Source organism: Novipirellula sp., assembly GCF_041583735.1.
Lineage (GTDB): Bacteria > Planctomycetota > Planctomycetia > Pirellulales > Pirellulaceae > Novipirellula.
This window is the reverse complement of record NZ_JBFHFD010000193.1, coordinates 1-13625: the sequence shown is the minus strand read 5'-3', so window position 1 is coordinate 13625 and position 13625 is coordinate 1. Positions and strand designations below refer to the sequence as shown.

General features: G+C 53.9%; 10 protein-coding genes. 1 reads left to right on the top strand and 9 read right to left on the bottom strand.

Going from position 1 to position 13625, the window contains the following annotated elements; all coding sequences use genetic code 11:
* Both ABX962_RS15730 and ABX962_RS15725 read right to left on the bottom strand, forming a co-directional pair.
* On the bottom strand, positions 1-338 hold a 338-nt coding region (locus ABX962_RS15730; RefSeq protein WP_372721007.1), incomplete at its 3' end, for a Gfo/Idh/MocA family oxidoreductase.
* Positions 339-464: 126 nt separating this feature from the next.
* Complete coding sequence (locus tag ABX962_RS15725) at positions 465-1307, bottom strand: phytanoyl-CoA dioxygenase family protein (RefSeq protein WP_372721006.1); 843 nt, start codon at positions 1305-1307, stop codon at positions 465-467.
* Between the two features lie 405 nt (positions 1308-1712).
* Between ABX962_RS15725 and bcp the strand changes: the two genes are divergently transcribed.
* Positions 1713-2186, top strand: a complete 474-nt coding sequence (bcp, locus tag ABX962_RS15720) for a thioredoxin-dependent thiol peroxidase (protein ID WP_372721005.1) — start codon at positions 1713-1715, stop codon at positions 2184-2186.
* Between the two features lie 484 nt (positions 2187-2670).
* On the opposite strand, the gene ABX962_RS15715 is transcribed toward bcp, so the two are convergent.
* From ABX962_RS15715 to galK, 7 genes are all read right to left on the bottom strand, one after another.
* On the bottom strand, positions 2671-3237 hold the full coding sequence (locus ABX962_RS15715; protein ID WP_372721004.1) for a DUF2059 domain-containing protein: 567 nt from the start codon (positions 3235-3237) through the stop codon (positions 2671-2673).
* A 124-nt stretch (positions 3238-3361) separates the two neighbouring features.
* Positions 3362-4585, bottom strand: a complete 1224-nt coding sequence (locus ABX962_RS15710; protein ID WP_372721008.1) for a polysaccharide biosynthesis/export family protein — start codon at positions 4583-4585, stop codon at positions 3362-3364.
* Between the two features lie 128 nt (positions 4586-4713).
* Positions 4714-6414: a tetratricopeptide repeat protein gene (locus ABX962_RS15705; protein ID WP_372721003.1), complete on the bottom strand. Its 1701-nt coding sequence runs from the start codon at positions 6412-6414 to the stop codon at positions 4714-4716.
* A 315-nt stretch (positions 6415-6729) separates the two neighbouring features.
* Entirely contained in the window at positions 6730-8232 is a 1503-nt protein-coding gene (locus ABX962_RS15700; RefSeq protein WP_372721002.1) for a sulfatase, read from the bottom strand.
* 191 nt (positions 8233-8423) lie between these two features.
* Positions 8424-9551, bottom strand: a complete 1128-nt coding sequence (locus tag ABX962_RS15695; RefSeq protein WP_372721001.1) for an aldose epimerase family protein — start codon at positions 9549-9551, stop codon at positions 8424-8426.
* Positions 9552-9837: 286 nt separating this feature from the next.
* Positions 9838-11475 carry a solute:sodium symporter family transporter gene (locus ABX962_RS15690; RefSeq protein ID WP_372721000.1) on the bottom strand — a complete coding sequence of 546 codons (1638 nt, stop codon included), beginning with the start codon at positions 11473-11475 and terminating at the stop codon, positions 9838-9840.
* A 321-nt stretch (positions 11476-11796) separates the two neighbouring features.
* Positions 11797-13020: a galactokinase gene (galK, locus tag ABX962_RS15685; RefSeq protein WP_372720999.1), complete on the bottom strand. Its 1224-nt coding sequence runs from the start codon at positions 13018-13020 to the stop codon at positions 11797-11799.
* Positions 13021-13625 lie beyond the last annotated feature (605 nt).

Here is a 13625-nt window from a genome sequence, read left to right as displayed (position 1 = left end):
TTTTGCGCAAGGATGCCACGGATATGCGAATGACGAACGACGTCTCGTACGATGTCCAATTGCACGTCGGGCGGGACCGCGATATCGACCACTTCGATCCGCGTGTCCTCGAGCATCCGCTGATAGCAGTCGTAAGCCGATTCAATATGATGTTGATCGGCGACCTGTTGTGCTCGATCGAGTCGCCTCGAACTGATCGCAATCGGATGGAACCCTGCTTGGCGATAGGCGACTAAATGGCAATCGGCCATGATGAAACCGCTGCCGATACAGCCAATGGGAACATCACGCCGTGTTGGCATCGTTGGCAAATAATTGAGGTCGTCCGAGGTGGGCATTGGTGTGTTTTTTCGAGCAATGGTTATTCAATGTCGTTGATCGCTCCGCGATCATGAGGAAATCGTGTCGTGGATCGCTCCGCGATCTAAACGTAAGAATCGCTCTGCAATCAACGACATTCCCCTCTATTCGTTTTCCTCTAATCGACGGGCGGACGCTTCACGTTTCGGATCCAACCACGCCATCTCGGTTTTATCGCTGCGGAATCGCCGAGCTCCGATTTGCTTGATTGCCGAATCGGGTAATCGGTCCAGCGGCGTGTACCGCGGATGATGCGATTCTTTGTACGGATCGTTGCTCTTGGCGTTATAGCAACAGATCATCGACCAACGCGGATGGTCGCTCGCGTTTTGGTCACTGCGGTGCAGTAGGTTCGAGTGAAAGAACAGGACATCGCCAGGGGCCATTTCGACATGCAAATGTTCGAAGCGTTTTGCAATTTCGCTGACACGTTCCAAGTCCGCCCCGGCTTGTTCGCCCGTCAACTTGTGGTGAATTCGGCCGCATCGATGCGATCCGCGAATCACTTGCAGGCATCCGTTTTCGCGAGTCGATGGGTCGACGGCGATAAAGCAGCTGACTAGGTTTGGCGTTAGCACCCCGTTGCCGTACCAATAGCCATAATCTTGATGCCATGCCCATGCTCCGCCGACGCGAGCATCTTTCATGATCATTTTTGAATGATAGTGATACGGTTCGTCTCGCAGGATTTGCTCGGCGGCGTAAACCAACCGCTCGCATCTCGCGAACGCACCATAGATCCCTTGACCGGGATGGTTCCAAAGCGACAAACGTACCGTGCCTCCTTCACCGTCACCGCGGCCAAAGGAATGGTCGTCCAACTGTTTGTCTTTCTTCGCCGAACGACGAAGCAATTCGATCTCGTCAGGATCAAAAAGCTGTTTAGCGAGGTGGAATCCATCGCGGTCGTACAGAGCAAGCTGCTCGTCACTCAATCCAGGCGTCATGTGGGGTTCCAAATTTCGGGTGGGCGAGTAAAGGGGGGGCGAAGAGCGGAGACGTCGTGGGAATGCCAGGCAACCAAAGATTTCATCGCCAGCCGCGTTACAAACGGGATGAAACCAAATCAAAGTTCCACCGAATCACTTCGGCCTATTCCCACAATCATATCCGAAGTATCACGGTGGGGTGCGTAGAGGCACTTCCTAACAGCCCCTGACGAGACCGGAAAGCGGACACCGATTTTGTTGCACGTTTTTTGGCACGCCGGCTTTAGCACGCAGGCCTTAGCACGCAGGCCTTAGCACGCAGGCCTTAGCACGCAGGCCTTAGCACGCTGGGAACCTTTGGCGAAACCGATTATGGTGTGCGGTGTGTTGAAAACGACGACCTGCAAACGGAGCAAATCGAAGATGGCTGATTGGATTGAACCTGGAACCAAGGCCCCTGCGTTCACACTCAAAGACGACGCTGGCAACAAGGTGAAATTGGCGGATTTAAAGGGCAAACCGGTTGTACTTTATTTCTATCCTCGTGATGACACGCCGGGTTGTACGAAGGAGGCGTGTAATTTTCGCGATCAATACAGCGAGTTGGAAAAGTTGGGGGTCGCGTTGTATGGCGTCAGCCCGGATGACGCCGAGAGCCATACGCAATTTCGCGAAAAATATTCGTTGCCTTTTCCGCTTCTTGTCGATGCGAACCACGCAATATCCGAGAAGTATGGTGCGTGGCGAGAAAAGAACATGTACGGCAAAAAGTCGATGGGGATCCAGCGGTCGACCTATCTAATTGACGCCGAAGGTAAAGTCGCGAAAGTTTGGAAACGCGTCAAAGTCGACGGGCACGATGCCAAAGTGATCGAAGCCGTCAAAACACTCGGCTAACAGCTCAGCGAGGGGTGACGCATCGCCGAACATCGCGGTCGTTGAATCGTCGTTAGCCGGACATGGTGTGACCACGAACGTTTTAACCGCAGCAGCGCAACTAGGTTTTCTGGGGGTTACGCCGAAGTGTCGCTCTACTTGCGGGGCACGCTCGCCCCCGTATTGCCGATCTATTTTCGGAGGAGAAACGCAGCGGGGGCTGTCTTGCCGACTAGCAACTCTTGATCCCTTCGGAGTGCGACACGCGAGTGCGGGAGACAACCGGAGGTGTTTAGGATTAAGAGTATGATTAAGATCAAGAAGTGGAAAGCAATTGCTTTCTCACGATAGGAACGGATGCAACGCGATCTTGACAGCCGAATGATGGACAGACGAATCGTCGCTCTGAATTCGTTCGTCTGACTCCGCCATTCGTCTGTCTTAAATCACACGTTGCTGCCTATAGCCTTTGGTTTTGCATTCGGGTGAATGACCGCCATCGGCTCTATTTAGGTTGCAGTTCGCTTTGACGTTTGAGGATCGCGGTTTGCAATTCGCCCATGTTCGCTTGCACGCGCTGCATGCCGATTTGTGCTCCTGCGGCCGATAGCGTCGGTAACTTCTCGATCGCTTTCTTGCCCACAGGCGTATTGTAGAAATCGGTCAGTGCCTTGATTTCCGATTCGGTGAATTCTGATTTGTAAAGCTTGATCAAGTCGGGCTTGAGCGATTCAAACGAAAGGTGCTTGTGTAAGAACGCTTTCATCACATCTTGAAACGCTGCCATCTGCGGCTGCTGTTGAATCTGCATCTGCAACATCTGGTCCACTGTCTGCTGTGTCGTCTCTTTCATATTCATACTGTCCAACAGTGCTTCGACTGCCACGGTATGCGAGTCCTTTTCGACTTCCGCTTCTCCCTTTTCTTCGGCAGCAGGGGAATCCGCCGCAGGGGCTTCGGTGGCAGGTGCAGGTGTGTCTTGGGCATGGACAGCGGCGGTACTGCAGAACAGGCCGACAGCAAATGCGGACGTGAGATAGAAACGGACGGCGGGACGCAAGCAGACTTTCATCGTTGGCTCTTGTTTACGATTGCGAGGTTCGGTCAGACGATGAGTGCCATCGTCTTTGTATCGGGCAATTGTATACCAAAAACCGCTTCAATAGTTTCGCGGGTCTAGTTTGCGTTGAGCTGGTCTAGTTTGCGTTGAACTGGGTGCCCGGAGGGACTAAACCGTAAATACCGTCGGTAAAGATCTGTTGAACCCAATTGTCAAAGCGGACGATCGGTCGGGCGGGAATGATGATCACATCGCCGTCGCGGACCCAGATTTCATCGGCCGGGGTCGGGCGTTTGCCGTAAATTGCCCCTTGCAAGTCCAGCATTGTGGAAATCATCCGCCAATCTTCAGCACGCCGAAAGATCACCACTTGTCGCAAATTACCACTGGGCAAATGACCACCCGCAGCGGCTATCGCCCCCAGCACAGTCGTCGGCCCATCGAGCTGGATTCGGTTCGGGTTGCCCACTTGCCCCATCACATGAACAAAGTGTGGTGCTTGCGAGGCAAGGACTGGTTCGACGTCTAGGCCGACGACGATTTCGCGGTAGCGAAGGTTGATTTCTTTTTTCAATTCGTTCATTGAAAAACCTTGCACACAAACTTCGCCAATTCCGGGCAAGCGAATTTTGCCGTCGGGCATGACGGTCACGGTGACCGATTGCTGGCTGAATCCACTCTGGCCTCCGACCGCATTGCGAATGTCTTCGGCGAGTGTATTGGTGCGAACCGGCGTCACGTCGATAGCGGGTTTGGGATAGTACTTCATGTACTGATCATTCAGCAATTCACGAAGTTGATCGATCGTCATGCCGGCGGCGCGAATTTGTCCAAGCAGTCGAACTGTGATGGTGCCGTCGGGTTGGATAACCAAACCGTTTTCGAGCGTGCCACGATTCAGTTCCACATCGGCAAGCGATTCGATCAAAATGGAGTCGCCTGGCGTTAGCCGGTACAGCCCCGAGGATTGCGAGCGAGTAATCAGGTAAAAGGCTTGCAGTTCATCACCAGGACGCAGACGATATTCGCCGAGATGCGAGAGCCGCGAAGGGCCAGCGTATTCACCAGGTCCGTAAGCGTCGAAATCCAATCGGCGTGAATCTTTCCAACGTTGTTCTTCGCCACATCCATCGCGACAGTCGACACCAATCATGCATTTGCGACATTCACCACGACAGGGATATCCGCCGGGAACATTCCTGCATCCACAATCGCTTTGTTGTGGCGATACCTCGCTGAACAATCGATTTTGCTCGCGCGGTAAGTCAACATTTGCCGGTGAGACGGTCGAGTCGAGCTGTTGCGCATGCAAAGTCGCCGAAAATACCAACACCATCATTGCCACGAACCCATAGATCATACAAATCTGGCGGTTTCGATGGCGTGTGGTTTCCAACATGCAACGAGTTCGCGTAGCAGCGGGGGACATGGGAATGCGTGACATGGATGATCGGCAATGGGATGTTGTAATGGTTTTCATACTGGCAATTACCACAAGTTGCGTACCGAGTTCCAAGTGCGACGCAGTGCCGACGGAGTCGGCTCCGAAATGCTCTCGACGTCACTCATACTCGGAACAACCGGTGCACCGCTAGCCGACGCGTCGGTATAGATCGTGTTGGGGTGGCCGGGGCCGGTTGACGTGTTGGTAACGTGATTTTGTTTTGTTGATACCGCGATTGCTGGGACTTGAGATGCGGATCGTGGTGAGGCGGCGGGCGACTGCATCACAGGACTCGAGACGGCTGCGAATTCAGCGGGAGTGAGCTGGATTACTTCGGGGATGCGGATTCCGTTTGGATACTCGGTGGTCGGGTAGTTTGCCGCTTGTAATTCGACTTGGACCTTCGCCGCTTGCTCGAATTGACCGAGTTGTTGCAGGACGGTGGCGAGAGCCGATTGAGTCGTCGGGTCGTTTTGCAGGGACACGGAATGCTCAAGCACGCGTTTGGCCTCGGTCAGCATTCCCACGCGTGCCAGTTGCATTCCCAAATTTGAGGCTAACGTCGCGTTCTGCGGTTGGCCTTGCAGGGCGGCACGACGCAGACACAGCGACGTGCTGCTGGGCAAGGTTCGCTTGTCGTCGCGGGTGAGATAGATGGCAGCCAACAAATCCATCGCTTCGGCCGCTTGCACGCTTTCACTCGCTAATTTCGCAAGCGTTTGACGTGCGTCGTCCAAGTAAGCTTCGATCGCTTGGGTCGAGGTCATGCCATCCAAATCGACGTGGCGAAGCACCTTCGTGCGGTGCGATCGGACGATGGTTTCCATTTCAATCTGGCTCGACGAAGTCGATTGTTCGGCGAAATCACGCACCTCGGTCAATGCGGTGCGGGCGCGTTGGAGATCGAGCAGCGGATCATGAACATCGTCTGCCTGAGGGTCTGATTCGCGTGTCGCGATCTGGATTCCTTCGACAGCATGCGTCAGTGCAGCCCAAGTTGATGTCTCGGCCGACAGCCATGCTTTGACTCGGTATTCGTGAGACGCTTGATCGAGCAATTGGCGACACTTTAGCTGCGATTCCATCGACGTGGTGTAAGGCAGCGTTGCCTGCGACTTCACGCGGCGGTTCACTGGAATCGGCAATAGTGGCGGTTCCGAATTGGATACTTGCGTCACGTTCCGGCTGCCCAAAAGATGAGTCGCAAATTTGCTAGGAACAGCTCGTGTGGTTCCAGCAGCGGATTCATCCGCTGCGGTGGTTCGTCGGTTGAAGACGAATGACGCCTGCGTGCGAGTGACCGGGGAAGGATCGCTCGGCATCGATTCGATGTTGTCGGTCGATGCCGCGTTGTCGGCGGTTGTGTTGTGATCCAAGGCCCGTGCGGCTGGACGACGCAATGAGTCGGTTGCGATTTTGGGTTCTGATCTCGTTTCAGACTCCGCACGCGAGGCGACTGGATCGGTGGCGACTGTGTCGTAGGTCGCGTGCAAACCCGGAACCACAGTGGGCGTCTTCTCAATCGACGTATCTGGACGCGATGCCGTGCCCGCGATCGCAGGTACGACCGGGGCTGGATGTTGCGTTTGCACCTCTGCGGGCAATTGCGTCGCGACTTGTTGGCGTGTCAGCGACACATCGGCAATCACCAGTGCGGATAAGACGCTGCCCAACACCAGCACCACGACTTTTGTCGAAGCGGATCGATAGCGATTGGGGCTGAGCCGTAAAGAAAAGTGGGTCACGTGCATATCGATAAAACCGTCTTAGTGTCGAAGTGTGCCAGCGAGGAAGGCGCTGGCACTCTTTTTCGTGGCGATCAGTGGATTCGCTACGATGAGACTTCGAGGATTAAATCGGATAATCGTTACATCAGGTGCCTGTGAAAGTGAGATTCCGGGAGGGCAAGGAGCCAAACCGACAAGCACATCCGGCATAACCGTTAGGGTTTGACACGCGACCGCACGGTCGATGGAGTTTCACGGAGGGGCAGCGGCGATAGCATAAGGCGAAATTCACGCTCGACTTTCGTTATCGTTCTGATAGCAACCCTGCCAATCTTATCGAGGAGCCTGCGAGGGATCGATCTTCTTGTTCTCCCAATAGATGCCGTCGGATCGCTGCTCGAGGATACGGTGGGCACTGCCTTTGGCGAGCCCTCGCTGCTGCTTGGGCAACCAGCCGCTCAGCCGATCGATTACCTCGGCGTATTGCGCCCGGTCGTTGCCGGGGGCAATCAAATTATCAAATTCGTTGGGGTCGACATCGCGATCGTAAAGCTCTTCGCCGCCATCGAGGTAACGGATATACCGCCATCGTGTGTCGCAAACGCTATGATTTCCTTTGTTGTGGGTGCAAATCGCCGGACGTTCCCGCGCTGCGGTGGGGTCGACGAGCTGCGGTTTCAGACTGAGTCCTTCCACACCCTCGGGGGCTGGTAATCCCGCCAACGATGCGAGAGTCGGATAAAGGTCCAACAACTCAGCAGGCTGATTACACTTGACGCCCCCAGCAATCCCGGGGCCCGCGAACAGCAGCGGAACACGCGTCGATCTTGCCCACAGCGAATTTTTTCCCGAGATCGCCTTTTCACCCAAGTGGTAACCATGGTCGCTCCACAGCACCACGATGGTGTTGTCCGCATAGGGTGACTTTTCCAACGCATCGAGAACGCGTCCTACTTGGCTGTCGACAAAACTGATCGAAGCCAGGTAAGCGCGAACCAGCGGCCGAACTTGATCGTTCGCCTCGAGCCAGTCGGTACGGGGTTCGGGCAAATTCCAGTGGATGTACCATGATGATTGGGGAGTATCGCTGCGATCGCCGGTCGGCATCGGAGGCATCGTCAACGAGTCTTCGGGGTACAGGTCGAACCATTTTTGTGTCGCATAACAGGGGACATGAGGCAGAAAGAAACCGACGGACAAGAAGAAGGGCTTTTCGTCCTGCATCGATTCGATCTGGTCCACTGCCCACGATGCCACCTCCCAGTCGCCCTTGTCTTCGTCGCGATGAGGGAACGTTCCCCAGTCCATCAGCGGATGGTTACCGTTAGGAGTAGGCGGGATTAGTTTTTGTTTTGGTTTAACGCCAACGGACGAGGCGGGCCCCCAAACGTCACATTCCATCGGTTGTTTTTCATTTCGACCATAGGTGCCATGGAATATCTTGCCTCCGATTAATGTCTGGTAACCATGGTTTTGAAAATGTTGCGGCAAGGTGGTTCGCGGCTTGAACTCGGGAAGCGTGCGAAACCAAGGTGCTAGTCCATAGACGCCGGTGGATGTCGGGCGCAGTCCAGTCATGATCGACGTTCGGCTGGGGTTGCACAGCGGTGCTTGGCAGTGGGCGTTGGTAAACGTTACCGCACGGCTCGCAAGTTTTGCCATCGCCGGAGTCTTTACGTCGGGATGCCCGCCAAGTGGTTCGACCCAATCGTTCAAATCGTCAATCGCGATCATCAACACGTTGGGACGCGAGTGTTCGGTTTCGGCGGCCGCCACGGTGGCTGCGCCGAATAGCACGACGGTGACGAGAACCAACAAAGTCTTGGCTTGGAACATGATGTTTAGGTGGGATGGTTGGTGGGAATGTTTGATGGCTTTAAGGACGCGGGATAACGATCACACCGCTATTTCAGCGGTCCAATTTTTTGGTTTTAACAGTATTGGTGAGCCGCTCGCGCGTGAGCGGCCGGGGGCCACACAAAGCCCGGTGTCTTACAGCCCACGGCTCACAAAATAAGACCGCCGAACTATTCGGCCGAGAACTTGAACGTGGTTGTGGTGCGGTGTTCTTCGCCAGGATTGAGGATGGTCGAGGGGAAGCTTGGTCGATTGGGGCTGTCGGGATAGTGCTGGGTTTCCAAACAGAAGCCGCCGCGGTGCACGTAGGGTTTGCCCGACTTGCCTCGCAAACGCCCATCCAAAAAGTTGCCACAATAGAACTGGATCCCAGGTTCGGTGGTGTGGATTTCGAGCACACGGCCTGACTTTGGATCTTTCACACGAGCGGCTAAGGTCATCGCGTTTTCTTTGCCTGCTTTGTCCAAGACAAAGTTGTGGTCATAGCCGAGCCCAAATTTTAATTGCTCGTTGTCTTTGCCAATATCTCGGCCGATCGGTTTGGCCGATGTAAAGTCAAATGGGGTTCCCGCAACCTCACGCAGCTCGCCTGTCGGAATCAATCCTTCGTCGACGGGGGTAAACTTCTTGGCGTTGATCATCAATTCGTGGTCCAAGATCGTTCCTTCGCCTTCGCCAGCAAGGTTGAAATAAGTATGCTGCGTCACATTGACCGGAGTTTTTTTGTCCGTCGTAGCAAAATAGTCGACCACCAATTCGCTCGTCATGGTCAACTTGTAGGTCACTTTTAAATTCAAGTTGCCCGGATATCCTTCTTCCATGTCTTTTGCTGTATAGGTCAATTCCAATCCGGACCATCCATCTCCTTCGAGCGGCTTGGCATCCCAAACAACTTTATCGAAACCGATCACACCGCCGTGCAAATGGTTCTCGCCGTTGTTCACGGCAAGCGAGTAGGTCTCGCCATCGATCGAGAATTTGCCTTTGGCGATTCGGTTCCCATAACGTCCGACGACGGCGCCAAAGTAAGGCTTGTCAACGGCGTTGATGTAGTCTTCGACACGGTTGTACCCGAGTGCAACGTCGCCCATTTTTCCGTCGCGGTCGGGGACGATGATCGAAGTGATGATGGCACCATAGTTGGTGATTTTGACCGTCATCCCCGCTTCGTTTTTAAGCGTGTACAGCTTGATCGAATCAAAGTCTTCGACCGAAACGTGAGCTTCAGACGAATTGGTACCCAATGTGAATAGTGCGAGCAGAGATAAACACAGCAGAAGTGTCGATCGCGATTTCATTTTGGTGCCTATTTGTTCAATGTTGCAGGGGGGAGCAGGATTTTGCGGTTGCAGCGGGTGGGCAAGTTGACTTCGATTGTAATTCAAGATGGGGAAGGTGGTATCGGAACAACCTCGACGATTGCAATTCGGATGAAATCGCCCCTCTCAGTCGTGTTGCTGCGTCCACTCGTCGTCTTTGGGAAGCGAAACTCGTCAAGAGCTTCGTCCTGATCAGGTATTCGCCGAGTGTCGCGCACGACCTCCGCTATGGGATGAACCCCCATTTTTAGCTGTGGGGAAAGCACTAGGCTTTCGGTAATAGCACGCTGAAGTCGGCAAAGGAGACATAGATTGCGATCACGATGATGATCAGCGTGATACCGGCTGGGGTGGCGTATCGCCACGGCGTCATATTGACCGCTTTGGCATCCTCTTGAATGAACTCGGTTTCACGAGGGCGGACTTCGCCGATCACCAACATCAAGATGACAAGCCATGCGAACACCATACCGAGGAAATGAAAGTCGTGGACCGAGGCGACGATCGCATCAAACGGGCTGACAAAGTAGCCGACCGCGATGACCACAAATCCGGTGACCAAGCCAATTTTGGCTGCGATCGGAGGGACACGGCGAGTCAACATTCCGACGATCACCACTGCAAAAATCGGGATGAAATACATTCCGTTCATTTTTTGCAGGTAACCAAAGATGCTGGTCGTTTGAGCCAGCAGAGGAGCGATCGTCATCGCCACGACTGCGACGATCCAGCCAAACCATTTACCCGAGCGAACCACGCTCGCTTCGGAGGCATTCGGCTTGGCACTCTTGTAAAGTCCCAGACTAAACAGCGTACACGCACTATTAAGTGCCGAGTTAAAGCTGCTCAAAATTGCTCCGATCATCGCGGCGGCAAAGAATCCGGTCAGCGGTCCTGGCAACACGCGATTGACAAGCAAACCGTACGCCTTGTCGGCCTTGATGTCATCGCCCGCAAACATCGAATACGCGATCATGCCGGGGATGACGAGGTAAAGTGGGCCCAGCAATTTGAAAGCGCCGGTCAACAACACCCCTTTTTGACCTTCGGCCAAACTGCTCGCCCCGAATGTTCGCTGAATGATTTGTTGATTCGTCGTCCAGTAGAACAGATTCAAAAGAAAGATACCGGCGAAGATTGAACCAAAGGGAACCGAGGACTGATTGCTGCCGACAGAGTTGAATCGGTCCTTCTGCTCTTCCCACAGCAAGTCAGCGCCGGCAGCAACTCCTTCACCCCCGCTCAACACATTGAGCGCGTAATAGGTGATCAGCAACCCGCCGACAAGCAGTCCAATTCCATTGAGCGTGTCCGAAACGGCAACGGTTCGCAGCCCACCAAACAGTGCATAGATCGAACCAATGATTCCTACCATCCAAACGATCATCACCAACGCGAACGTCTCGGGATCGATGTTTAGACGTTCCGGAAACGACCCAAGCAAGCTGGGCACATCCAGGATGTCCAGCATGCCGCGAGCACCTGTGTACAAAATGATCGGCAACAAAATACCGACATACGCCACCAAGAAAATGATGTTGGTGATGACTTGTGTTTGGTGATCAAAACGGATCTCAAGATATTGCGGAACCGTTGCCACGCCACTTTTCAAAAAACGTGGCAAGAAGAACCACGCCATGAACACGAGCGCGACGACGGCGACGACTTCCCACACCATCACACATAAACCATCGGTGAAAGCGGCGCCATTAAGCCCGACCATTTGTTCGGTCGACAAGTTGGTCAGCAGTAGCGATCCGGCAATCAACGGGAACGTTAACGAGCGACCGCCAAGAAAGTAACCCGAACTGCTGGCGTGGTCATCGCGTCGCGTGATCCACCACGTCAATACCCCGACCAGCGACGTAAAGAACAGAAACCAAAAGATTGTTAATGCGCCCACCGATGCCTCGTTATCATTGAAAGTTCAACGCACCGTCCATGTTGCGTCCGAAAGTAATTGAGTGGTGCTTCGCGATGTCGCTTCGAGTTGGCTTGATTCTCTGGTTCAGAGCCTGATGCTCGAGCGATGGCAAAGCAAGTTGTTCTATGTGTGTTGCGTCGAAATTTTGTTCATTCAGTGAGCCGTCAACGCTAGCCCAACGCCATCGACGAAAGTAACGGTGAGGCTTCGGTGCCGCCCGGTTGCAGCAGATAAAAAGGTTTTATTTCGACCGGAGCCCACGCGGTTCCGCTACTGGAAAAACGCCCGGCTACAATCTAATCAGGACGATACTGTATGTGCACCCTTGGCAGGCAAACTTGCGAAAAGTTGAGCGTCGATGCCACATTGCTTTTTGTATTGTCTTTGAATGTGCTCGCTCACCTCGACCACTTTGTCGGATTCGATCAACGTGACCGTGCAACCGCCAAATCCGCCGCCCGTCATCCGTGAACCGTAAACACCTCCGGCACGTCCGACGCCACGAGCGATTTCGACCAACAAGTCCAATTCACAGCAACTGACTTCGTAGTCATGTTGCAGCGAATGATGGCTGGCGTACATCAATTCGCCGAGCGTCTCCCATAGCCCCGATTCAATAGCCACCGCGGCTTTCTGGGTACGCTCGATCTCGGACACGACATGACTGGCACGCGAATATTCAATCTCGCTCAGCGATGACTTGTTCGACTCGAGGTCGTCGGGCGTGACGTCTCGCCATGACGCTGCCCCGATTTTTTCGAGTGCGGAATCGCATTGAGCGCGTCGCTGTGCATACTCGCCACCGCTCAATTCATGCTTGACGTTGCTGTTGGTGATCAAGACCGAAACATGGTCTGACGAAAATGGAACGTGACGGATTTGTTGCGAGCGACAATCAAGCAGCATGAATGCATTTTCTTGTCCAAAAACGCTGCTGAACTGATCCATGATTCCACAGGGAACACCTGCATAGTCATGCTCGGCTTGTTGGCACAATAACGCTTTTTCTTCGAGCTCCAACGTGATACCCGAGACGACTTCCAAGAGCGTTGCGGTTGCCACTTCGAGTGCCGCACTGCTGCTGAGGCCACCCCCGATCGGAACGTTGGATTCGAACATCACGTCCATGGCAGGGAGTTGGCTAAATTTGTCCGCCCCCATGCGGTTTTGGAATCCGGCAAAAACGCCGCCCATGTAGCCCGTCCATTTTGGTGGCAGCGACGGTTTGGGAAGCTCGTCTAAATCAATCTGTTCACACTCATTCAGATTGACGCTGCGAATCGATGCAACGCGAGAACCTTTTCCTAGACGCGGTGCCGCCGCGATGGCGACGTACCGTTCGATTGCCATGGGCAACACATACCCATCGTTGTAATCGATGTGCTCGCCAATCAAGTTCACTCGCCCAGGGGCAGCAACGATCCATTGAGGTGGACGCGAATGTTCACTGGTAAAGGATTGCGTCAAACGGTGAACCAAGTCACCAAGGGGGCCGTCATAGCTGCTGTTTTCGAGAGAATTCATTGCGAGTCGATTTGCAAGGGACGTCGTACCGCCCCAAATTATGAACCTTGCCTGTGTCCGATACAATCACTCACATGGCCTTGGGCTTGAGAAACTTTACCAAAAGGCCAATTTCCCTAGGATGATTCGTGCGAACGTCCGTATGGCAGATAATTGCCAAGGTCTACGAAATCGGTAAATTTGATGAGGCGTGCGATATTGCCGCATATCCTACCACAACGGGGAGTTGGATCGCCATCCCGTGAAAGTGGGCGTTGAAAAATTTTGCCACGTTTGCCGTCACGGTCATCCGTTCCGCTGGATGGCGAGATGCATCAGGAGGGATGGCGGCCGCGTGAATCGTGCTGACAGCCAATGGAGTCTGACATGGAAGCGGACGAATTTGCCATCGACCAAATCACGAATTTCTTTTCGCCGTAGGACATCCGATTGTGGCGGCGGGGGACGCCGCGAGCTAATCTAATCGCGTTGCAAATGATTCACGTTTGGATCGTTTGTGTTTCATCTGTTTGGTTTGCTAAACGAGACTGTCAGCTAATGTCACAAAAGAAGTTTTACCAGATCGCCTGTAGCGTGTTGCTCGGCGCCTCGGTCTGCTTGCCGAT